General features: G+C 71.4%; 19 protein-coding genes. 14 read left to right on the forward strand and 5 right to left on the reverse strand.

What is annotated here, in order from left to right; genetic code table 11:
- Nucleotides 1-113 precede the first annotated feature (113 nt).
- Together ASG53_RS18240 and ASG53_RS18245 are read left to right on the forward strand one after the other, a co-directional pair.
- A complete protein-coding gene (locus ASG53_RS18240) occupies nt 114-797 on the forward strand; it encodes a response regulator transcription factor (protein WP_012865871.1) in 684 nt (227 codons plus the stop codon).
- A gap of 79 nt (nt 798-876) precedes the next feature.
- A complete protein-coding gene (locus ASG53_RS18245; RefSeq protein WP_056136731.1) occupies nt 877-2,202 on the forward strand; it encodes an ATP-binding protein in 1,326 nt (441 codons plus the stop codon).
- Here ASG53_RS18245 and ASG53_RS18250 read toward each other — a convergent pair.
- On the reverse strand, nt 2,180-2,809 hold the full coding sequence (locus ASG53_RS18250) for a GtrA family protein (protein WP_082544211.1): 630 nt from the start codon (nt 2,807-2,809) through the stop codon (nt 2,180-2,182). The two genes, ASG53_RS18245 and ASG53_RS18250, sit on opposite strands and share 23 nt — an antisense overlap.
- 132 nt (nt 2,810-2,941) lie before the next feature.
- Here ASG53_RS18250 and ASG53_RS18255 point away from each other — a divergent pair, with 132 nt between their 5' ends.
- Both ASG53_RS18255 and purE read left to right on the forward strand, forming a co-directional pair.
- Nucleotides 2,942-4,078 carry a 5-(carboxyamino)imidazole ribonucleotide synthase gene (locus tag ASG53_RS18255; protein WP_442983377.1) on the forward strand — a complete coding sequence of 379 codons (1,137 nt, stop codon included), beginning with the start codon at nt 2,942-2,944 and terminating at the stop codon, nt 4,076-4,078.
- Nucleotides 4,079-4,232: 154 nt separating this feature from the next.
- Nucleotides 4,233-4,763: a 5-(carboxyamino)imidazole ribonucleotide mutase gene (gene purE, locus ASG53_RS18260; protein WP_056136735.1), complete on the forward strand. Its 531-nt coding sequence runs from the start codon at nt 4,233-4,235 to the stop codon at nt 4,761-4,763.
- Between the two features lie 93 nt (nt 4,764-4,856).
- Here purE and ASG53_RS19680 read toward each other — a convergent pair whose 3' ends face one another.
- From ASG53_RS19680 to ASG53_RS18285, 4 genes are all read right to left on the reverse strand, one after another.
- Nucleotides 4,857-6,425 (reverse strand): LCP family protein, encoded by a 1,569-nt coding sequence (locus tag ASG53_RS19680; protein WP_082544212.1) that lies wholly within the window; start codon nt 6,423-6,425, stop codon nt 4,857-4,859.
- Between the two features lie 76 nt (nt 6,426-6,501).
- On the reverse strand, nt 6,502-7,722 hold the full coding sequence (locus ASG53_RS18275) for an LCP family protein (protein WP_235533996.1): 1,221 nt from the start codon (nt 7,720-7,722) through the stop codon (nt 6,502-6,504).
- Nucleotides 7,723-7,967: 245 nt separating this feature from the next.
- A complete protein-coding gene (locus tag ASG53_RS18280) occupies nt 7,968-8,384 on the reverse strand; it encodes a DUF2304 domain-containing protein (protein WP_082544213.1) in 417 nt (138 codons plus the stop codon).
- 66 nt (nt 8,385-8,450) lie between these two features.
- Nucleotides 8,451-9,161, reverse strand: a complete 711-nt coding sequence (locus ASG53_RS18285) for a glycosyltransferase family 2 protein (RefSeq protein WP_056136741.1) — start codon at nt 9,159-9,161, stop codon at nt 8,451-8,453.
- Between the two features lie 88 nt (nt 9,162-9,249).
- On the opposite strand from ASG53_RS18285, the gene ASG53_RS18290 reads away from it, so the two are divergent.
- From ASG53_RS18290 to ASG53_RS18335, 10 genes are all read left to right on the forward strand, one after another.
- Nucleotides 9,250-9,852 (forward strand): acyltransferase, encoded by a 603-nt coding sequence (locus tag ASG53_RS18290; protein ID WP_056136744.1) that lies wholly within the window; start codon nt 9,250-9,252, stop codon nt 9,850-9,852.
- Nucleotides 9,849-10,958, forward strand: a complete 1,110-nt coding sequence (locus ASG53_RS18295; protein ID WP_056136746.1) for a DegT/DnrJ/EryC1/StrS family aminotransferase — start codon at nt 9,849-9,851, stop codon at nt 10,956-10,958. Before ASG53_RS18290 ends, ASG53_RS18295 begins: the two co-directional genes overlap by 4 nt.
- Nucleotides 10,958-11,956: a Gfo/Idh/MocA family protein gene (locus ASG53_RS18300; protein ID WP_056136748.1), complete on the forward strand. Its 999-nt coding sequence runs from the start codon at nt 10,958-10,960 to the stop codon at nt 11,954-11,956. Before ASG53_RS18295 ends, ASG53_RS18300 begins: the two co-directional genes overlap by 1 nt.
- Nucleotides 11,949-13,178: a glycosyltransferase family 4 protein gene (locus tag ASG53_RS18305; protein ID WP_235533997.1), complete on the forward strand. Its 1,230-nt coding sequence runs from the start codon at nt 11,949-11,951 to the stop codon at nt 13,176-13,178. Before ASG53_RS18300 ends, ASG53_RS18305 begins: the two co-directional genes overlap by 8 nt.
- A 90-nt stretch (nt 13,179-13,268) precedes the next feature.
- Nucleotides 13,269-15,077 (forward strand): ABC transporter ATP-binding protein, encoded by a 1,809-nt coding sequence (locus tag ASG53_RS18310; protein ID WP_056136750.1) that lies wholly within the window; start codon nt 13,269-13,271, stop codon nt 15,075-15,077.
- On the forward strand, nt 15,074-16,558 hold the full coding sequence (locus ASG53_RS18315) for a glycosyltransferase (protein ID WP_056136752.1): 1,485 nt from the start codon (nt 15,074-15,076) through the stop codon (nt 16,556-16,558). Before ASG53_RS18310 ends, ASG53_RS18315 begins: the two co-directional genes overlap by 4 nt.
- The gene (locus ASG53_RS18320) at nt 16,555-17,691 is read left to right on the forward strand and encodes a glycosyltransferase (protein WP_056136755.1); all 1,137 of its coding nucleotides are present in this window, start codon (nt 16,555-16,557) and stop codon (nt 17,689-17,691) included. The genes ASG53_RS18315 and ASG53_RS18320 overlap by 4 nt, the downstream gene beginning before the upstream one ends.
- Nucleotides 17,688-18,896 carry a glycosyltransferase gene (locus ASG53_RS18325; protein ID WP_056136757.1) on the forward strand — a complete coding sequence of 403 codons (1,209 nt, stop codon included), beginning with the start codon at nt 17,688-17,690 and terminating at the stop codon, nt 18,894-18,896. The genes ASG53_RS18320 and ASG53_RS18325 overlap by 4 nt, the downstream gene beginning before the upstream one ends.
- Nucleotides 18,893-20,044, forward strand: coding sequence for a glycosyl transferase (locus tag ASG53_RS18330; RefSeq protein ID WP_056136758.1), 1,152 nt, complete (start codon nt 18,893-18,895; stop codon nt 20,042-20,044). The genes ASG53_RS18325 and ASG53_RS18330 overlap by 4 nt, the downstream gene beginning before the upstream one ends.
- Nucleotides 20,041-21,171, forward strand: coding sequence for a glycosyl transferase (locus ASG53_RS18335; RefSeq protein ID WP_056136760.1), 1,131 nt, complete (start codon nt 20,041-20,043; stop codon nt 21,169-21,171). The genes ASG53_RS18330 and ASG53_RS18335 overlap by 4 nt, the downstream gene beginning before the upstream one ends.
- Nucleotides 21,172-21,369 lie beyond the last annotated feature (198 nt).

Consider the following 21,369-nt stretch of genomic DNA (forward strand, 5'->3'; position numbering starts at 1 on the left):
CGGCGGCCCCTGGTGCCGGAGCCGCGACGGCCGACGCGATGTGTGATGCACTCGCCCGGGGGACGCGCGAACTTCATCACCCGCAGGGGGCTTTCATGACCTAGCATGGGCGAATGACCCACGTACTTCTGGCTGAGGACGACCCGGCCATTGCCGAACCTTTGGCGCGCGCCCTCTCACGTGAGGGATACAACGTGGTCGTGCAAGGAACAGGTCAAGGCGCGATCGACAACGCGTCTGTCGCCGACCTGGTCGTGCTCGACCTCGGGCTCCCGGACATGGACGGACTCGAGGTCGCCCGTGCGATCCGCGGTCTCGGCCTGACCACCCCCGTGCTCGTCCTCACCGCCCGTGCCGACGAGGTCGACCTCGTGGTCGGTCTCGACGCCGGTGCCGACGACTACGTCACCAAGCCCTTCAGGCTCGCCGAGCTGCTCGCCCGCGTCCGCGCGCTGCTGCGTCGCACCCACGGCGACCCGACCGAGGCCGAAGAGCTCCACGCGCAGGACGTCAAGGTCGACGTCGCCGCGCACCGTGCTTTCCAGGGCGAGCGCGAGCTCCACCTGACCACCAAGGAGTTCGAGCTGCTCCGCGTGCTCGTCCAGGGTGCCGGCACCGTCGTCGTCCGCGACGCGCTCATGCGCGAGGTCTGGGGCTCCGAGCCGATCGGCTCGACCAAGACCCTCGACATGCACGTGTCCTGGCTGCGCCGCAAGCTCGGTGACGACGCCAACTCGCCGCGCTACATCACCACGGTGCGCGGCCTCGGCTTCAGGTTCGAGAACGGCGAGGGCTGAGCCCTCCCGCTGGTTGACGCGGGTCCGTCAGCGCCCGGCCACCCCGGTGCGCCGACGGACCCCATGAGCGAGGACTGACATGCGACGTCGAGTACTGATGGCCACGGTGTCTGCCGTGGCTGTCGCCGTCATCCTGCTCGGGCTCCCGCTCGCGCTCATCGGCGCGACCCTCGTGCGCGACAACGAGATCCGCTCGCTCCAGGCCCGCACCTCCGAGCTCGGACGCTCGATCGAGAACCGTCTGGCGCGCGACGAGCAGATCACCCCCGACCTCCTCGAGCGCTACGTCGGCGGGGACGACGGCAACCTCACGGGCTACGTGCAGGTGTTCGGCGTGGGCGACAAGATCACCGCGGGCGAACCCATCGAGGGTCGCACCGAGTCGCGGCCGATCCGCACGCAGTCCAACTGGATCGTGCAGATCGAGGTGTCGACCTGGGCGCTCTACCTGCGCAGCGCGCAGGTGGTGGTCCTCGTGGTCGCCGCGGCGGTCGTGGCCTTCGGTGCCGGGATCGTCATGGCCGTCTGGCAGGCGAACCGGCTCTCCGCGCCCCTCGTGTACCTCGCGGCCTCCGCCGAGCAGCTCGGCTCTGGTCAGGTCCGCCCGCGGATCGAGCCCTCGGGGGTCGAGGAGATCGACCTCGTCGCCGCCGAGCTCGGCCGCAGCTCCGACCGCATGGCCGGTCGGCTCGCCGCCGAGCGGCAGTTCGCCTCGGACGCCTCCCACCAGCTCCGGACGCCCCTCACAGCGCTGTCGATGCGCCTCGAGGAGATCGCCATGGCGGCCCCCGAGAACCCCGAGGTGCAGGAAGAAGCACGGATCTCCCTCGAGCAGGTCGAGCGCCTCGTCCGGGTCGTCGACGACCTGCTCTCCCGCTCGCGCACCTCGGGCGGGACGACCGAGGCCGTGCACCTCGTCGAGGTCCTCCAGCAGCAGGAGGAGGAGTGGGGTCCGACCTTCGAGGCGCAGGGCCGCAGGCTCGTCATCGACGTGTCGGACGAGATCCACGTCCTCGCGACCCCCGGGGCTCTCGCCCAGGTGCTCGCCACCCTCATCGAGAACTCGCTCAAGCACGGTGGCGGGACCACGACGGTCCGCGCCAAGCAGTCGGGCCCGAGCAAGGCGATGGTCATCACGGTGACCGACGAGGGCCCCGGTGTGCCCGACGACCTCGCACCACGGATCTTCGAGCGCGAGGTCACGTCAGGCAAGGGAACCGGGCTCGGTCTGGCGCTCGCCCGCGACCTCGCGGCGGCCGACGGCGGACGCCTCGAGCTCACGCAGCGTCAGCCGCCGATCTTCTCGGTGTTCCTCGCCGGGGTCCCGCGGACCATGAACCCCGACGTCGTCATCCCGCGGGGTGTCGCGATCTCGAGCAGCTCTAAGCGCCGGCGGTCTTGGTAGCCCCCGCGGGCTTCGCCGTGAAGACGAAGGTCCTGTACGCCAGGTAGCGGAACACCATGCCGAGGACCAGCCCGACGCCGTTGGCGGAGATGTTGTCCGCGAGCGGGGAGCGCAGGTCGAGCACGTAGTGGGAGAACCACAGGCAGCCCAGGGCGATCCCCATGCCACCGATGTTGACGACCACGAAGCCGATGAACTCGCGGAGCTGCGTCTGGGTCTTGCGGTCTGAGAAGGTCCAGTACCTGTTGCCGAGCCACGCGACGATCGTGGCGACAGCGACCGAGAGCACCTTCGCGGTCAGCGGCTTGTCGGCGAGCAGGTCGCCCGGGCCGAAGCGCAAGAGGTTGAACAGTCCCGTGTCGACGACGAAGGCGACCCCGCCGACGGTCCCGAAGCGCAGCAGCTCTGCGGCCCGCGCGACGAGCGCGCTGCGCCGTGACCTGCGAGGCTCGACGGCGGGGACCTGGGCTGACGCTGTCTGGGGGGCGGACGGCTCGGTGCGCCCCGCGGGGGGAGCCGAGGGCGCGCGGCCCTCGGGCGCGGCGGCTGGTCCGTCCGGGTCCGGGGATCCCGCCGGCGACGTGGCCTGACGGACGTGCGAGGTCATCGTGGAAGAGTATCCCGGAAGCCTGCCGTCCACCTGTGCGACGGCCGAGGACTCGGGTGCCGGTGTCGACTAGGGTGGTCTCTCGTGGCAGCTCCGGTGATCTCAGTAGTTGGTGGCGGGCAGCTTGCCCGGATGATGGCCCCTGCGGCGGCAGAGCTCGGGGTGCACCTGCGGGTGCTCGTCGAGGACCCTGCGTCGAGCGCGGCCCAGGTGGTGGTCGACGCCCCGGTGGGTCTCGCCTCCGACGAGTCCGCGCTGCGCGCGCTGGTGATCGGTGCCGACGTCCTGACCTTCGAGCACGAGCACGTGCCGAACGAGCTGCTGCGCGAGATCGTCGCCGCGGGCACCCCTGTGCACCCCGGCCCAGACGCCCTCGTCCAGGCCCAGGACAAGATCGTCATGCGACGGCGGATCGCCGAGCTCGGTGCGCCGTGCCCACGCTGGCTCGAGCTCCCGCGCGAGGAGAGCGCCGCCCGCACGGCACTCGACGCCTTCATCTCTGAAGGGGGCGGCGGCGAGGTCGTCGTCAAGACCTCCCGCGGCGGGTACGACGGCAAGGGGGTGCGGGTCGTGGCCTCGGCCGACGCCGTCGCCGACTGGTTCGCGGCTGTCGCCGACGGCGGACCGACGCTGCTCGTCGAGGAGAAGGTGCCCTTCACCCGCGAGCTCGCGGTCCTGGTCGCCCGACGTCCGAGCGGCGAGGCGCGCACCTGGCCCGTCGTCGAGTCCGTCCAGCGGGACGGAGTCTGCTCCGAGGTGGTCGCACCGGCCCCGGGCCTCACGCCCGCAGAGGCAGACCGTGCCCGCGCCGTCGCGCTGAGCATCGCCGAGGGGCTCGACGTCACCGGCGTCCTGGCCGTCGAGATGTTCGAGGTCCGCACGGGCCGCGACGCCGAGCCGGCGCTCGTCGTCAACGAGCTCGCCATGCGCCCGCACAACTCCGGGCACTGGACGATCGACGGCTCGGTCACCAGCCAGTTCGAGCAGCACCTGCGTGCGGTGCTCGACCTCCCGCTCGGCGAGACCGCCGCGACTGCCCCGTGGACCGTCATGGCGAACGTGCTCGGCAGCGCGCTCGACGACGTCACCGATGCCCTGCCCGCCGTGCTGGCTGCCTTCCCCGACGCGCGGGTGAACCTCTACGGCAAGCAGGTCCGGCCCGGTCGCAAGCTCGGCCACGTGAACGTCAGCGGCGCGGACCTCGACGAGGTCCGTCGGCGCGCCGTCGCCGCGGCGGCGATGCTGCGCGGTCAGACGCTGCCCGGCTGACGTCGAGAGCCGCCCCAGCGGGACAGCCACGGCACAGACTCGTGGCGGAGCCCGTGGGACCGGCTCAGACCGGACAGCCATCGGTCGACCAGCACCAGCACGGCACGAGACTGCACTGCACGACAAGCCCAGTACCGTCCCTGAGGAGAATCGCATGAGCAACCCCGTCGTCGGCATCGTCATGGGCTCCGACTCCGACTGGCCTGTCATGCAGGCCGCAGCCGACGCGCTCGCCGAGCTCGGCGTCGAGGTCGAGGTCGACGTCGTGTCCGCCCACCGCATGCCGACCGAGATGATCGACTACGGCCGCGAGGCCGCCGGACGCGGTCTGCGCGCCATCATCGCCGGCGCCGGGGGAGCTGCCCACCTGCCCGGCATGCTGGCCGCCGTGACGCCCCTGCCGGTGATCGGCGTGCCCGTCCCGCTCGCGTACCTCGACGGCATGGACTCGCTGCTGTCGATCGTGCAGATGCCCGCCGGGGTCCCCGTCGCGACTGTGTCGATCGGCGGGGCGCGCAACGCCGGTCTGCTGGCCGCCCGCATCCTCGCGAGCGCGACCGACGACGAGTCGCTCGCGCTGCGCGAGCGGATGGTCGCCTTCCAGGCCGCGCTGAGCGAGCAGGCCAAGGAGAAGGGCGCGCGCCTGCGCGCGGGGCGCGACAGGCGGACCGGCTTCAGCGTCTGACGCTGCTCCACCGATCCTCAGGCTCTGCGAGCGGGCCTGGTCCGAGATCTACCCGGACCGGGCCCGCTGACGCGTCGTGCGACGTGTCGGTGCTCAGGACTGCGGCATGCCGCCGACGGGACCTGGGGGCAGCGTCCCGTCCTGGATGTCCTTCCAGAACTGCGGGCTGAGGTCTGGGTCGAGCAGCACCGTCGAACCCACGTTGCCGGGACGGTAGTCGATCGTCGAGATCGGCGGGGTCCCGGTGATGCCGTCGGCCCCGTTCGCACTCCGGAAGGCGAGCGCCAGCTTGCCGATGTCGATGATCCCCGTCCCGCCGTCGACGGTGACAGCCCCGAGTCCGGCGTCGATCAGCGCGGTCTGCATGGTCGGCTTCACGACGATCGACTTGTCCTGCAGCTTCGTGCTGACCGCGGAGATGAGCTGGCGCTGGCGCTCGGCGCGTCCGATGTCGCCCTGCGGGTCGGAGTAGCGCATCCGCGAGAAGGCGATCGCGGTCTTGCCGTCGGCGACGTGGCACCCGGCGGCCCAGACGAGCTCGCTCTTGGGGTCGTCCACGTCGTAGTCCAGGCAGAGCTCGACGCCACCGACGGCGTCGACGATCTGCTCGATGCCGGCGAGCCCGACCTCGACGTAGTGGTCGATGGTCAGCCCCGTCATGCCCTCGACGGTCTGGACGAGCAGGGGGGCCCCGCCCCACGAGTACGCCGAGTTGAGCTTGCTGGCTGAGAAACCGGGGATCTCGGCGTAGGAGTCGCGCGGCAGGCTGATGAGCGCCGACGGGCCGGAGTCCGGGACGTGCAGGATCATGATCGTGTCGGTGCGGGCGCCCTCGGTGCCGTCGTCGTACACGCCACCATCGGCCCGCGAGTCTGACCCTGCGAGCAGGTACGTGGTGCCCGGGGTGTTCGCCGCGCCCGAGAGCGCCTCGACGTGGCTGATCTTGCCGTTGGCCCAGATCATCAGGCCGACAGGCCAGGCGATCACCAGGATCAGGAGGAGCGCGAGGGCGAGGGGGACGATCCGCCGCCAGCGCGGTCGGGTGCCGCCGCGCTTCGCGGCGCCGAGAGGAGCCGCGCCCGGAGGGGTGGTACCCGGGGGACGGTTGCCGGGAGGCCGGCCGCCGGGGGCCGGGTGCCGAGCGGGTGCGGTCGTCGGGCGAGCTGTGCTCGGGCGTGACGACACAGGCCGGGACCCTGCCTGAGCCGAGGACGAGACCTTCCGGGCCGCCGCAGGGGGCTGGGGAGAGCTGGTGCGTGCGGCACCTGTCGCCCCCGGACGCGCCGTGCGGGACGCCGGGGCGTAGGAGACCGGCGTGCCCGTCCCGTTCGTGGGGGTCCGGCTCGCGGCGGCCACCCCTGCGCCGTCGGCGTCACGGGCGGGCCGGCTCGTGGGGCGCGCCGGCGGGATGGTCGCAGGGCGCGACGGGGAGGACGGCTCTGGCGGGCGCGGCACCCGCGCGGGCACACGGCCTGAGGCTCCGGCGCGTGGAGCGTTGGTGCTCAGCGGTGCCCTGGGTGACGCAGGTGCTGCCGAGAGCGGCTGCTCGCCGGAGTCCGGGACCTCGATCGCGGCGTCACGGACCGACGGGCGCGTGGGGCGTCCGGACTGCGGCGTGAAGCTCGGCGGCGGTGTGCGCCTGGGCGTGGGGTCGGGTGACATGCGGTTCCAGGTCAGAGTGGCCGGCGGGCCGTCGTTGCTGTGGTCCGTGCCGGGTACCGGGTGAAGGGCGTCGTGCTCATGGAACCACGACGTCGGCTGTGGCGGGTGCCTCCACAGCCGTGTCGGCGGGAGCAGGGCTGCTGATGCCTGTCCCCGACGGCGACTCGGACACGGGGATCGGGATGTCGTTCTTCATGTTCTCCCACACCTCGTCGGCGGCGCTCGTCCACATCACGCGGTTGCGGTCTGCTGGGTAGTCCGCGACCGGGATGGTCTCGAAGACGATGCTGTCGGTCGAGACGTTCTTGAGCGACAGGGCGAGACCCGTGAGCTCGGGGATCGAGGAGAAGTTCGGGCTCACGGTGAGCGACGACGTGGCGGAGCTGAGGAACTGGATGAGCGCGGGGGTGTCCGTCAGCAGGTTCTTGGACAGGATCGCGGAGGCCATCGCGTCGAGCAGGTCCTGCTGGCGGTCGATGCGCTGCAGGTCTGACCCGTTGAGGCCCTCACCCTTGCGAGCCCTCGCGAGACCGAGCGCCTGCTGCCCGTTGAGCGTCTGCTCGCCCGCAGGAAGATCGAGGTCCGCCTGCGGCGCGTTGATCGGGGCGTCGAGCGTGATCGGTACGCCTCCGATCGCGTCGACCATGTGCTCGAACCCTGTGAAGTCCACGACGATGAACCCGTCCATCCGGACGTCGGTCAGCGACTCGACCGCGGTCCGGGTGCAGCTCACGGCCGACTCGATGTCCTGGCCGCGGTCCCAGCCATAGGCGAATGCGGAGTTGAACATCGTCGTCGGGCTCGCAGCGCGTGCGGGGACCTCGCCGTTCGTCGTCAGGCACGAGGGAAGGTCGACGATGCTGTCTCGCGGGATCGAGACGACCTCGACCCGTGTGCGGTCGGCCGAGACGTGCATGACCATCGTCGTGTCAGACCGCATGCCGGGAGCGTCGCCGCCGATGGCACCGTTCTCACCGTCGCGAGAGTCGGAGCCGATGAGCAGGATGTTGAGCGCCCTCCCACCGTTCGGGTCTTCAGGGTCAGGCTCGGGGGCCTCCGGGCGCAGTGCCTCGACGGTGAGGGCTTCGATGTCGACCTCGGTGATGTTGTGCTCGAGGGTGTAGTAGAGCGCGCCGGCGGCGGTGCCGGCGAAGGCGAAGACTCCGACGAGCGTCAGCGCCACGGCCCGCCCGACCCTGTGCCGACTCCGGGAGCGGGCGTGCACGGGTGGCCGGGACGACGTGGAGCTGCGGGCTGCGCGGCGGGCAGCCCGCGTAGGGGCGTCAGAGGAGGTCACGATCAGTCATCCTAGGGTGCGGTTCAGGGGGCGTGGAGAAGCCTGAGCACCCGCTGGGTGAAGGGATTGTGCAGACCGGCGTGCCCCACGACGTCACGATGGAGCCGGGCGAGCCCTGCGGAACTGGTGTCTGCGGATACCGAGCGGGCGGCTGCCGGACGACGTCGGTATGCCGGTAGTCCGGCGACGGCGAGTTCCGCTGATCCGCCTCGACGGCGACTCGCCACAGGCTCGCGGGTGCCGCCTCAGGTCGTCGGTCCACCTCGGTCCTCGAGATCTTCGCGGTCTGTCGGAGCGAGCGACGCGGCCCCTGGTCCGCGCTCGCCTCGGGCCTCCGCGAGCGTCAGCTCACGCGTGAGCAGCGTGATGCGGCGCGACATGAGGTTCATCCGCCGGTGGCTCGTCGAGATGTAGCTGAGGAACGCGATGACCAGGCCGTAGAGCAGGAGGTCGGTCCCGCGGCCGACACCGACGGCGTTGGCGGCACGTGAGAGCCATTCCGGGAAGATGATCGAGAAGACTGCGGCGACGACGAACCCCATGAGCGAGAGTCGGCGGATCGCCTGGTGCCGGGCGTCGGCGGTCGACCGCGTGAGCAGCACCGCGACGACGGCGACGGCTGCGAGGAGGATCAGCTGGATGAGCGCGGATTGTCCGCCCATGAGGTTCCTTCGGTCGGGGGGAGTGGTGTGCGGCGCACGTGGGGGAGGGGCCCGCTGCGCGCACACCTACTTGAAGAGGAGGTCCACGAGGATGTTGACCGAGTTCCACACCGACTGTCCCTTGCCGCGGGAGTAGTCGGTGTAGAGCACGTGCACAGGGTGCTCGCGCCAGGGGAGACCCGTGCGCCCGAGCTGGAGCACGATCTCGCTCGCATGGGCCATCCGGTCCTGCTGGAGGTTCACGCGGCGGGCGGCCTGGACGCTCATGGCGCGCAGCCCGTTGTGCGCGTCGGTGAGGCGCATGCCGGTGCTCTGCTTGGTGAACCACACCGCGAAGGTGAGGATCGTGCGCTTGACGAACCCTGGTTTGGTCCGCCCGTCGAGGAACCTGGACCCGAAGACGATCGAGGTCTCGCCCGAGTCGATGAGGTCGACCATGGCGGCGGCGTCCTGCACCTGGTGCTGACCGTCGGCGTCGAAGGTGACCAGGGCCCGGGCACCGGGCTGCTCGCAGACGAAGGAGATACCTGTCTGCAGCGCTGCGCCCTGGCCGAGGTTCACGGCGTGGGTGAGGACCGTCGCCCCGGCGGCGCGCGCGGCGTCGCCAGACCCGTCCGAGCTCCCGTCGTCGACGCAGACGATGTTCGGGAAGGTGGGGAGAGCGGCGCTGATGACGTCGCCGACGACTGTCGCCTCGTTGTAGAGGGGAATGACGAGCCAGTCGTCCGCGTAGCGGGTCGGTCCGGGCGCGACCTGGTCCGAGTGAGATGCCTGCATGCCGCCATTCTCCCATCCGATCTCCGATAGGCTCACGAGGCGCGTCAACCAGCGTCGCGCTCCACTCCTGAGCAGACGGGAACGATGTATGGCGACCAAGATCCTCGAGACCGCAGACGTCGACGAGACGGCGGTGATCGGTGACGGTTCGCAGGTCTGGCACCTCGCTCAGGTACGAGACGGAGTCGTCCTCGGAGAACGCTGCGTCGTCGGCCGCGGGGCCTACATCGGCAGCGGCGTCCAGGTGGGCTCCGACTGCAAGATCCAGAACTACGCGCTGGTGTACGAGCCCGCGTCGCTCGCCGACGGAGTGTTCGTCGGCCCCGCAGCGGTCTTGACGAACGATCAGTACCCGCGAGCGGTCAACCCTGACGGCTCGATCAAGGACACCTCCGACTGGCACGCCGTCGGGGTCGACGTCGGGACAGGTGCGTCCATCGGGGCGCGTGCCGTCTGTGTCGCCCCGCTGCGCATCGGGGCGTGGGCTACGGTGGCCGCCGGTGCCGTGGTGACACGCGACGTCCCCGACTTCGCGATCGTGGCGGGCGTCCCCGCCAAGCAGCGCGGCTGGGTCGGGCACGCAGGTCACCCCCTGGTGGACGAGGGCAGCGGACGATGGTCCTGCCCGGTCACCGGGCGTGTCTACCAGGCTGACGAGGACAAGACGTTGAGAGAGGTCGTGACACGATGAGCCTTCAGTTCATCCCAGCAGCAAAGCCGATCATCGGGGACGACGAGCGGGCCGCGGTCGACCGTGTGCTGCTCTCGGGCATGGTCGCCCAGGGCCCCGAGGTCAAGGCCTTCGAGGTCGAGTTCGCCGACAGGCTCGTGGGCGGACGCCAGTGCGTGGCGGTCAACTCGGGGACATCGGGTCTCCACCTGGGCCTTCTGGCGGCGGGTGTAGGGCCTGGCGACGAGGTCATCGTCCCGTCCTTCACCTTCGCCGCGACAGGCAACTCTGTCGCGCTGACCGGAGCGACCCCGGTGTTCGCGGACATCGACCCGGTCTCCTTCTGCCTCGACCCCGCCTCGGTGCGCGCGTCGATCACGGAGCGCACCAAGGCGATCATGCCTGTGCACCTCTACGGGCACCCGGCTGCGATGGACGAGCTGCGCGTGATCGCGGACGAGCACGGCATCGCGCTGTACGAGGACGCGGCCCAGGCGCACGGTGCACAGCTGCACGGGACTCCTGTAGGCGCCTTCGGCGACTTCGCGATGTTCAGCCTGTACCCGACCAAGAACATGACCTCGGGCGAGGGCGGCATGGTCTCGTGCGCGACAGACGAGATCGCGCGGAACATCCGCCTGCTGCGCAACCAGGGCATGGAGACGCAGTACGCGAACGAGGTCGTCGGGTTCAACGCCCGCATGACCGACCTGCACGCCGCCATCGGTCGCGTCCAGCTCACCAAGGTCGAGGGCTGGACTGCTCAGCGCCAGGCCAACGCCGCGCACCTCGACGCCGGCCTGGCCGGGCTCGAGGGGGTCACGGTGCCGACGGTCCGCGAGGGCGCCGTGCACGTCTACCACCAGTACACGATCCGCGTCGCAGAGGACCGCGACCGCATCGTCACCGCGCTGCGCGAGGAGCACCAGGTCGGCTCGGGTGTGTACTACCCGATCCCCAACCACCGCCTCCCGTCGCTCGCCCGCTTCGCACCGGGGCTCGACCTGCCGCAGACCGAAGAGGCCGCCCAGCAGGTCATCTCGCTGCCTGTGCACCCCTCGCTGACCGACGGAGACCTCGAGCGCATCGTCGCCGCAGTCACCGCGACCGTGAAGGCGGGCTCCTGATGAGCGCACAGCGCACGCTGCGGGCCGGGCTCATCGGCCTCGGGGCGATGGGGCGTCACCACGCCCGAGTCCTGCGGGAGATCGACGGGGTCGACCTCGTCGCCGTAGCGGACCCCGCGGGGGACCCGCACTCCGTGTCTGGCGACCTCGAGGTCCTCGCGGACGTGCAGGCACTCATCGCCGCCGGGATCGACACGGCTGTCGTCGCTGTCCCGACCGTCTACCACGAGGCCATCGCGCTCGCGCTCGCAGAGGCTGGTGTGCACGCGCTCATCGAGAAGCCGATCGCCAGCACGGGCGAGGCCGGGCAGCGGATCGTCGACGCCTTCGCGCAGGCAGGGCTGGTCGGTGCCGTCGGGCACATCGAACGCTTCAACCCCGCGCTCCAGGAGCTCCGCAAGCGGCTCGCTGCGGGCGAGCTCGGGGCGATCTACCAGATCGTCACCCGCCGTCAGGGACCGTTCCCCGCCCGCATCGCGGACGTGGGTGTCGTCAAGGACCTCGCGACGCACGACATCGACCTCACGGCGTGGGTCGCCCAGAGCTCCTACGCGTCGATCTCGGCGCAGACCGCTCACCGCAGCGGACGCGAGTTCGAGGACATGGTCCTCGCGACAGGGCGCCTCGCCAACGGCGTGATCGTCAACCACACGGTCAACTGGCTCTCCCCGATGAAGGAACGGGTCACCGTGGTCACCGGCGAGCGCGGCGCCTTCGTCGTGGACACCGGCAGCGCCGACCTGACCTTCTACGCCAACGGCACCATCGCGACGGCCTGGGACTCGATCGCGGCCTTCCGCGGCGTCTCCGAGGGGGACGTGGTGCGTTTTGCGCTGCACAAGCGCGAGCCGCTGCGTGTGGAGCACGAGGCGTTCCGGGATGCCGTCCTGGGCATCCGACAGGACGTCGTCACGCTCGAAGAAGGCCTCCAGACCCTGCGTGTCGCCGAGGCGATGGTCGAGTCGGCCCGTACCGGGCAGAGCATCGACCTTGGGTAGAGGGCAGTCCGGCCAGCGGCGCCCGCACGTCGTCGTCGCGAGCCGGATCTTCGCTCCCGAGCCGGCGGCGGCGTCGTTCCGTCTGTGGGCCCTCACGGCTGCGCTCCGCCGAGTCTCCGCGACGGTCTCCGTGCTGACCGTCCGGCCGACAGCGGGCGTCTCGAGGGCGGCCGTCGGGGGCCCCGGTGCCGTCGTGCCCGACGGGGTCACCGTCTCCCGCTGGCCGGTGCTGCGTGACGCCTCCGGCGTGGTGCGCGGATACCTGCAGTACCTGAGCTTCGACGCTCCGCTCGCTCTCCGCCTGCTCGTCGCCCGCCGGCCCGACGTGGTCGTGAGCGAGCCGCCGCCCACGACCGGTGTCGTCGTGCGCGCCGTCTGCGCGGTCCGCCGCGTCCCGTACGTCTACTACGCGGCGGACGTCTGGTCCGATGCCGCCGCGAGCACCGGTGCGCCCCGTGCTGTGGTGCGGCTTCTCACCGCCCTCGAGGGCTGGGCGCTGCGCGGTGCCCGCGCGACCGTCGCCGTCTCCGACGGGGTGGCTGACCGGGTGCGGGCGCTGGGCGTCGAGGACGCGCGGATCTCGGTGGTCCGCAACGGGATCGACACCGCGGTGTTCACCCCGGACGGACCCGTCGAGCCGCAGGCCGACGGCGCCCCGTACCTGCTGTACGCAGGGACGGCCTCGGAGTGGCAGGGAGCAGAGATCTTCATCGACGCCCTCGTCCGGGTCCGCGAGAGCGTCCCGGACGCGCGAGTCGTCTTCCTCGGCCAGGGCAGCGCGTGGCCCGCCATGCGCGAGACCGCCGACGGCCTCGGGCTGGGGGAGAGCACCGCCGCGGTGACCTTCGTCGAAGCGGCACCGCCGGCCGGTGCCGCCGCGTGGTTGCGTGGTGCGCGCGGAGCCCTCGTCAGCCTGCGGCCCGGGCAGGGCTACGACTTCGCCTTCCCGACGAAGGTCTTCGCGGCCGTGGCGTGCGGCACCCCGGTGCTCTACGCGGGGCCTGGACCGGCCGGGCCTGTCATCACCGAGAACGAGCTCGGTACGGTCACCGGCTACGACGTCGAGGAGGTCGCCGAGGCCATGACGGCGATGCTCGTCGCCCAACCACCCGCGCCGGCTGCGCGCGCGCGTCTGGGAGAGTGGGTCCGCCAGAACGCCTCGGCGGACCACGCCGGCGACGTTGCCGCTGACGTCGTGCGTTCCGCGGCCCGGCCCTCGTGACAGGCGTGTGACGATTGTGAGTCGCTGCACGCGTCCCGCAGCGCAGCTCGAGCCAGACCATCTCACCCCCTCCCGAAGGACCTCCGCACCGTGAAACTCATCTGGCGCACCCTGCAGGACGTGCTGCCTCTGCTGCCGGCGAAGGCGCGACGCTTCCTGGGGTTCTACGTGGTCGCCACGAGCGCTCTCGCGCTCCTCGACATCGCCGCGCTCGGTCTGCTCGCGATCACCCTCGCGGCGATGGTCGACACCGACGGCTCGGGGATCCCGCTGCCCCTGGTCGGCGAGATCCAGCGCGACTCTGTCGTCTGGGTGCTCGCGGCGATCTCGTTGCTCATCGTGCTCAAGGGAGTTGTCGCTGTAGCGCTCCAGTGGGTCGCGACACGTCGCTTCGCCGTCTACGAGCTCGAGATCGGAGACCAGCTCTTCGACGCTTACATCCGCGCGCCGTGGACAGAGCGGCTCAAGCGCAACACCGCGCAGCTCGTGCGGCTCGCCGACGTCGGGATCGCCAACGCGACCTCGGGGTTCTTGCTCCCGGTGTCGACGCTCCCGTCGCTCGTGACGACCTTTCTCGCTGTCCTGACGATGCTCATCATCGTCCAGCCGCTCACCGCGGGGATCACGTTGCTGTACCTCGGCGTCATCGCCGGGACGCTGTACTTCGGGGTGTCCAAGCGGGCGCTGATCGCCGGACGCGTCAACCGGGACTACTCCTTCAGGGTCGCGAGCCTCATGACCGAGATGGTCGGCGCCCTCAAGGAGATCACCCTGCGGGGCCAGGCTCCCGAGGTCGCCCGGGTGGTGCACGCCAACCGCCTCCACACGACGCGGGCCCGCTCGAACCTCTCGTTCCTCGGCGGGCTCCCGCGCTACGTGCTCGAGGCTGCGCTCGTCGGCGGCTTCCTGCTCATCGGAGCGGTGACCTACGCGACCGGCGGCGAGGCCGCGGCGATCAGTGCCGTCGCCTTCTTCGGCGTCGCGGGTTTCCGCATGGTCCCAGCGCTCACGGCTTTCCAGGCCGTGGTCACGCAGACTGCCTCGACGATCCCGCACGTCCGGGCTGTCATCAACGACATCACCGCGTCGAAGTCCTACATCGAGAACGCCGAGCGGGTCGGCAAGGACCCGATCGCCGAGCAGCCGCTGAGCCTCGACCTGCGCGGTGTCCAGTTCACCTACCCGGGCTCGAGCACCCCTGCTGTCACCGGGGTCGACCTGTCCCTGCCGATGGGCAGCTCGCTCGCCCTCGTCGGCTCGTCAGGCTCGGGCAAGACGACCCTCGTGGACATCCTGCTCGGTCTGCTCGTCCCGTCGGAGGGGGAGATCGAGCTCGACGGCGAGCCGCTCGAGAACGTCCTCGCAGCCTGGCGCTCGCGCGTGGGATACGTGCCGCAGGACGTGTCGCTCTTCGACGCGAGCGTCGCGCAGAACGTCGCCCTGACGTGGACCGAGGACTACGACCGCGAGCGCGTGCGGGACGCGCTGCGCCGTGCCCAGCTGCTCGACGTCATCGAGGCCCGTGAGGGAGGTCTCGACGCGCGGATCGGCGACCGGGGCATGGCGCTCTCGGGCGGGCAGCGCCAGCGCATCGGTATCGCGCGGGCGCTCTACGTCGACCCGCTCGTGCTCGTCATGGACGAGGCGACGAGCGCTCTCGACACCAAGACGGAGGCGGACGTGTCGCAGGCCATCGCCGAGCTGGCGGGTGAGATCACGGTCATCTCGGTCGCCCACAGGCTCTCGACGATCCGGACCAGCCAGCAGGTGTGCTTCATGAAAGACGGGCGGATCGTCGCCCGGGGGACCTTCGACGAGCTCGTCGCTGCGGTCCCCGAGTTCGCAGCCCAGGCGGCTCTTGCCGGGCTGGCCGGAGAGGTCGACGGAGGGATCCTGTGAGGCTCGAGAACCTGCGCCAGCTGCCGAGCGTCGACGGGCGCGCCCCGCGCGTCGCGCTGCTCGTCTACAACGACTTCTCGGTCGACACCCGGGTGCTCAAGACGGCGTACAGCTACGCCGCTGCCGGCGCTCAGGTGCGGGTCGTGGCCTTCGGGACCTTCGAGGGGATGGAGCCGGGCCTGACCGTGCTCGACGGCGGGATCGAGGTCGAGCGGCTGCCCCTGGTCGAGCTCGACCACACGCTGCCACGGCTGGGCAGCACGGCTCGCCAGGTCGTGGCCCGTGCCCGCGGTGCTCTCCGTCGAGGCTCCCGAGGATCGGCGACGGCCGGGCCGACCGCTCCGACGACCAGCGACGCGCGGTCTGAGGCGACCGCCCAGACCCGCAGCCCTCAGGACGGCGACCTCGGTCCGTCGGCAGGGTCGACGACCCACGGCACGCCGCGCTCGACGCCCGCCGTCCCCGCCGGTCTCAAGGCACGGGTGGTCGGCCTGTGGATGCGGATGCACTACACGGTCCGGCTGGGCTCCTTCCAGCTGCGCTCGCTCCGGTCTCTGCGGCGCTGGCGCCCAGACCTCGTCCACGCCAACGACGCCGACACCCTGCTCCCCGCGTGGCTCGCCGGTCGATCCCTCGGGACGCCGTACATCTTCGACGCGCACGAGATCTGGACCGCGCGTGTCAAGGCGGGTTCCCGGCCGGTGGCTCGTCGGTGGGAGGCCTGGGTCGAGAAGCGGCTCACCCCGCGTGCGTCCGGGGTGACGACGGTGTCGGGCAGCATCGTCGACTGGCTCCACCGTGAGCTCAGGCTCGCGGCAGCCCCGACCCTCGTGCGGAACGTCCCCGTGGGACCGGCGCCCGTCGTCTCGGACCCCGCTGCGACGGGTCGCCTGCGCGAGCTCGCCGGGCTCGGCGCCGATACGCGGGTCGTGGCCTACTGCGGTGCCGTGACGATCAACCGCGGGATCGAGCAGACGCTCGACGCCCTCGAGCTGCTCGACCCCTCGACGCACCTCGTGCTCCTCGGACGCGGATCTCAGGCCTACCGCGCGGTGCTCGACGCCCGGGTGGCCGCGGCGGGACTTGAGGACAGGGTGCACTTCGTCGGCATCGTGCCGTCGGACGAGGTTCCCGCGACCTTGCGCGACGCCGACGCCTCCGTGATCTTCAGCCGCCCCGTGACGCTCAACCAGCGGTTCAGCCTGCCCAACAAGCTCTTCGAGTCGATCCACGCGGGGCTGCCCGTCGCTGCGTCGGACCTGCCGGACATCGCCTCGGTGGTGAGCGCGACGGGTGCAGGTCAGGTCTTCGACATCGACGACGCGCAGACCACCGCCGACGCGATCGCCGCCGTCATCGCGGACGCCGGCACGTACCGCGCGGCCTCGGCTGCTGCGGCCCGGACCCTCACCTGGCAGAACGAGGTCGACGGGCTCCTCCGCCTGGCCGTCGCGGCGCTCGAGCGCCCGGGCCGGTCGTGACCGCTCGGCTCGTGGCGGCCGGGGGCTTCGACGCTGCGGGAGCACCGACCCCGCTCGTCGACGTCGTCGTCGCGCTGCACGACCTCAGCAGGCCCGTGGCCCGGACCGTCCGGTCGGTCTTCGCGCTGCCCGAGGGACGGGTCGTCGCGGACGGGCGTCTGCGCGTCACTGTCGCGTGCCACGAGCTCGACGCGTCCGAGGTCGCCGCCGTGCTCCCCGAAGACCTCCGTGGCTCCGTGCGCCTGCTCGAGGTGCGCGACGGTCTCGGCAGCCCGTCAGGTCCGTACAACGCGGGGATCGACGCGGCGACGGCGCCCTACGTGACGATCATCGGCTCGGACGACTTCTTCGAGCCCGGTGCGCTGCTGGCCTGGCACGCCCGCGCCGAGGAGTCGGGCGCCGAGATGGTCCTCGCCCGGATGACGATGCAGGGCGGGGCGCCCATCAACACCCCGCGGGTCCGTCCCCGCCGGACGACCCGGCTGGACGCCGTCAAGGACCGGATGGCCTACCGCACGGCCCCGCTCGGGCTCATGCGTCGGGAGTCGCTCAGCGACCTCGGGCTGCGTCTCGACGAGGGCATGAAGGTGGGTGGAGACATCGCGTTCACCGTGCGTCTGTGGGACCTCGCCGAGCGTATCGACCTCGCGTGGGACGACCCGGCGTACGTGGTGGGTGTCGACGCCCAGACGCGCGTGACCACGACGGTCCGCCCGCTCGCGGTGTCGTTGGCGCCCTACACCGCGCTGCTGGCCCGTGACTGGTTCGCCAGGCTCCCACGGGCGTACCAGCGTGCTGTCGCGATCAAGGTGCTGCGCATCCACGTGCTCGACAACGTCGGGCGGCGCGACGCGGTCGACCTCTGGGCCGACGGCGAGGCCGACTACCTGCGCGACGTCGTGAGCAGCCTCGTCGCCGTCGCCCCGCGGGTGCTGCGCCCCTTCTCGGCTGCGGACCGGCTGGTCCTCGACGCCTGCCTCGACCCGGCCTCGACCCCGCAGTCGCTCGTCGCCGCTGCGTCGGCCCGCACACGCGCGGGTCGGGTCGCGCGCCTGCTGCCGCCCGGGGTGCTCGGTGCTCTCGACCGTGAGAGCACGCTGCGCTACTACGTCGCCGACAGGTTCTGGCGATGACGCGGGTCGCGGTCACGACGGGACCCGTGCGGATCCCACCGACCTATTTCGTGGTCAACCACCTGCTGCACATGCCTGACGTCGACGGGCGGCTGTTCGCGCTCTCGGCCGAGGTCGACGACCCTGCTGTCGAGCCGCTCGTGGAGACCTCGACCCCCTACGGGGTCCCGGGCCTGCGGGGGAGCGCGGCGGCCTTCGCGGCGGTGCGCCGCCAGCGCCGCGCGGTGCGAGACTTCGCCCCGGACCTGGTGCACCAGCACTTCGGCACGTGGAGCCTCGCGGGCTCCGGCGCCGCCCGCGACCTGGGGGTGCCCTTCGTGGCGACACTCCACGGCTACGACGTGTTCCGCCGGTCCGATGCAGTCCGAGACTTCTGGACCTGGGTGACGGCCCGCAACCTGCGTACCTGCGGGGAGCGGGCCACCACCTTGCTGGCCGTGAGCGGGTGGCTCGCGGGGGAGGCGGTGCGCCGCGGCTATCCGGCCGAGAAGATCGAGGTCCACTACCAGGGCGTCGACACCGACTTCTTCACCCCGGCCGGCCCCGACGCCGCCGAGCCTCTCGGGGCGACCAGCGACGAGCTGCTCGACGAGCTGTCCCCGAGCGGCGAACCGCGCCACGGCGGGCGCGACGACCTCCCCGAGGTGCTGTTCCTCGGAGCTCTCGAGCGGCGCAAGGGTGTGGCTGACGCGATCGAGGCGTCGGTCGAGCTCGCGCGGAGCGTCCCGCACAGGCTCCGGGTGGTCGGCGCCGGGTCTCAGGAGGCCCTCGTGCGCGCGGCCGCCGCCGAGCACCCGCACATCGCCCTCGAGGGGATGCGAGACCGCGCCGGCGTCCGCGACGCCATGCGCCGGGCGGACGTGTTCGTCCTGCCCACGCAGCAGGACGGTGAGTGGCGCGAGGCAGCAGGTCTGGTGACGCTCGAGGCCCAGGCCTGCGGTGTGCCTGTCGTGGTCTACGCGAGCGGCGGCGCTCCCGAGATGCTCGACGACGGGACGACGGGGACTCTCGTCCCCGAGCGTGACACCCACGCGCTCGCCGGTGCCGTCGGCGACATCTTGCGTCTGGCGGCCACCGATCGGCGGCGCCTGTCCCGCGCCGCGCGCGACTTCACCGTGGCACGCCGCAGCATCCGCAGCAGCGCAGCCGAGCTCTCCGAGCGCTACGCCTCCCTCACCCGCCGATCTCGGACGGAGTCACCATGACCCGAGCCACTCTGCTCGTCCTGTCCTTCTCGCCGATCGTCGCGGACGCCCGGGTGCTCAAGCAGGTCGAGCTCTTCAAGGACCGCTATGACGTGACGACCTGCGGCTTCGGACCGGCTCCTGCGGGCGTGGTCGACCATGTCGAGGTCCCTGCCGGGCTCTCGGCGACCGACGTCGACGGCAGGCTCATCACCGCCCGCTGGTACAGCAGGGCGTACTGGTCGACGTCTGCGGTCGCGTGGGCACGCCGGTCGCTGCGCGGCAGGCGCTTCGACGTCGTGCTCGCCAACGACGTCGAGGCGGTCCCCGTCGCGGTGGGCCTCGCGCCGACCTACGGCGTGCACGCCGACCTGCACGAGTACGCACCGGCCCAGCACGACGAGAACGCGGCGTGGAAGAAGCGGATCGCGCCGTACAAGGCGTGGATCTGCCGCCGGTACGTCACGCGTGCGGCGTCGGTTACCACGGTGGCCGACGGCATCGCGGCCGAGTACCGGCGGGTCTTCGGCGTCGAGGCAGGTGTCGTGACCAACGCGGCGCCGTTCCACGACCTCCAGCCCGGCGCTGTGCCAGCACCTGAGGAGGGCCCGCTCAGGCTCGTCCACAGTGGTGTCGCGCAGCGCAAGAGGCGGCTCGACCTGCTGGTCGACGCCGTGCACGCGACACCGGCCGACGTGACGCTCGACCTGTTCCTCATGCCGAACGACCCCGCGCACCTGCTCGAGCTGCGCGAGCGCGCCGCCGCCGACCCTCGCGGGCGCGTCAGGTTCCACGAGCCCGTCGCCTACGCGCAGCTGGTCGAGACGCTCAACCGCTACGACGTGGGGCTCGCCGTGTTCCCCTTCGTCAACTTCAACATCCGGTGGTCGCTGCCCAACAAGCTCTTCGACTACGTGCAGGCGCGGCTCGGGGTGGTCGTAGGGCCGTCGCCCGAGATGGCGGGACGCGTCGAGCAGTGGGGGGTGGGGGTCGTGTCGCCCGACTTCTCGGTCGAGTCGCTCACGGAGGTGCTCACCTCCCTCGACCGCGAGACGGTCCGAGGACTCAAGGAGTCGGCGCACGCCCGCGCCCGAGAGCTCTCGGCCGAGATCGAGGTCGCCGGGTGGCAGCGTGCTGTCGACGCGCTCGTCGAGGGAGGTGCCGCATGAGCCGCCCGTCGCTGCTCATCCTGTCCTTCTCGCCGATTGCCGACGACGCGCGCGTCCTCAAGCAGGTGCGGCTCTTCGCCGACCGCTACGACGTGACGACCTGCGGCTACGGCCCGGCACCCGAGGGGGTCGTCGAGCACCACGAGGTCCCGGCCGACCTGCTGGCCTGGCGCAAAGACCCGCGGTGGTTGCTGGCCCGGCAGTACTCGCGGGTCTACTGGGGGAATGCCGCAGTGGCCTACGCCCGCAGCGTGCTGCCTGTGGGGGAGTTCGACGCTGTGCTCGCCGACGACGTCGACACGGTCCCGCTCGCGCTGTCCCTCCAGCCGCGTCGCGGGGTGCACGCCGACCTCCATGAGTACGCGCCCGGGCAGAACAGCGAGCTGCCGAGATGGCGCTGGTTCGTCGCGCCGTACATCCGGTGGATCTGCCGCAGGTTCGTGTCGAGGGCGGCGTCGGTGACGACTGTCGGGCAAGGCATCGCGGAGCGGTACACGAGGGAGTTCGGGTTCCCCGTCGGCGTCGTGACGAACGCCGCGCCATACGCGGAGCTCGCCCCGGGTGTCGTGGGTTCGCCCGTCAGGCTGGTCCACTCGGGCAACGCACAGCGCAACAGGCAGCTCGAGGTGATGATCGACGGCGTCGAGCAGTCCACGACGCCCGTGACGCTCGACCTGCTGCTCATGCCCAACGACGAGGCCTACCGCGACGAGCTCCGTGCCCGGTACGCCGGGTCGACGCGCGTGCGGGTGCTCGACCCTGTCCCGTACCGCGACCTGCTGCGGACGCTCAACGGCTACGACGTCGGGGTCTTCGTGCTCCCGCCGGTCAACGTCAACTACGAGTGGACGCTGCCGAACAAGTTCTTCGACTACGTGCAGGCCCGGCTCGGCGTGATCGTCGGGCCCAGCCCGGAGATGGCGCGTGAGGTGGAGGCGCGAGGGCTCGGTGCGGTGACGGCGGACTTCACCGCGGCCGGGTTCGCGGCCGTGCTCGGCACGCTCGAGCCGCGGGTGGTCGAGTCCTGGCGTCAGGCTTCGCACCAGCATGCTCGGGAGCTCTCCGCGGAGGTGCAGTCGACGGGGTGGGTGGATGCTGTCGACCGGCTCCTAGACCACCCGGCGTAGCTCGAGCACCCGGCTGGACCGACTGTCCTGCGCAGGACAGGACCTGCGACGTCCGGCCCGTCGGCGTGACCCGGTGCGTCCGGTGTCGACGGTCTCGCCGACGCCGGACTCACCAGCACCCCGTTCGCCGTGAGACGAGCGGGGTGCTGCGTCGCGTGGTGAGTGGTCGCTCGACCGGGCTCGGCGCGTGGCGTGCGG

The sequence above is a fragment of the Sanguibacter sp. Leaf3 genome, from assembly GCF_001425965.1.
Taxonomy (GTDB): Bacteria; Actinomycetota; Actinomycetes; order Actinomycetales; family Cellulomonadaceae; genus Sanguibacter; species Sanguibacter inulinus.

Excerpts from the sequence above, each read along its gene's own strand:
- ASG53_RS18240 (WP_012865871.1), top strand. The coding sequence starts at position 114 with ATGACCCACGTACTTCTGGCTGAGGACGACCCGGCCATTGCCGAACCT.
- ASG53_RS18245 (WP_056136731.1), top strand. The coding sequence starts at position 877 with ATGCGACGTCGAGTACTGATGGCCACGGTGTCTGCCGTGGCTGTCGCC.
- ASG53_RS18250 (WP_082544211.1), bottom strand. The coding sequence starts at position 2,809 with ATGACCTCGCACGTCCGTCAGGCCACGTCGCCGGCGGGATCCCCGGAC.
- ASG53_RS18255 (WP_442983377.1), top strand. The coding sequence starts at position 2,942 with ATGATGGCCCCTGCGGCGGCAGAGCTCGGGGTGCACCTGCGGGTGCTC.
- purE (WP_056136735.1), top strand. The coding sequence starts at position 4,233 with ATGAGCAACCCCGTCGTCGGCATCGTCATGGGCTCCGACTCCGACTGG.
- ASG53_RS19680 (WP_082544212.1), bottom strand. The coding sequence starts at position 6,425 with ATGTCACCCGACCCCACGCCCAGGCGCACACCGCCGCCGAGCTTCACG.
- ASG53_RS18280 (WP_082544213.1), bottom strand. The coding sequence starts at position 8,384 with ATGGGCGGACAATCCGCGCTCATCCAGCTGATCCTCCTCGCAGCCGTC.
- ASG53_RS18285 (WP_056136741.1), bottom strand. The coding sequence starts at position 9,161 with ATGCAGGCATCTCACTCGGACCAGGTCGCGCCCGGACCGACCCGCTAC.
- ASG53_RS18290 (WP_056136744.1), top strand. The coding sequence starts at position 9,250 with ATGGCGACCAAGATCCTCGAGACCGCAGACGTCGACGAGACGGCGGTG.
- ASG53_RS18295 (WP_056136746.1), top strand. The coding sequence starts at position 9,849 with ATGAGCCTTCAGTTCATCCCAGCAGCAAAGCCGATCATCGGGGACGAC.
- ASG53_RS18300 (WP_056136748.1), top strand. The coding sequence starts at position 10,958 with ATGAGCGCACAGCGCACGCTGCGGGCCGGGCTCATCGGCCTCGGGGCG.
- ASG53_RS18325 (WP_056136757.1), top strand. The coding sequence starts at position 17,688 with ATGACGCGGGTCGCGGTCACGACGGGACCCGTGCGGATCCCACCGACC.
- ASG53_RS18330 (WP_056136758.1), top strand. The coding sequence starts at position 18,893 with ATGACCCGAGCCACTCTGCTCGTCCTGTCCTTCTCGCCGATCGTCGCG.
- ASG53_RS18335 (WP_056136760.1), top strand. The coding sequence starts at position 20,041 with ATGAGCCGCCCGTCGCTGCTCATCCTGTCCTTCTCGCCGATTGCCGAC.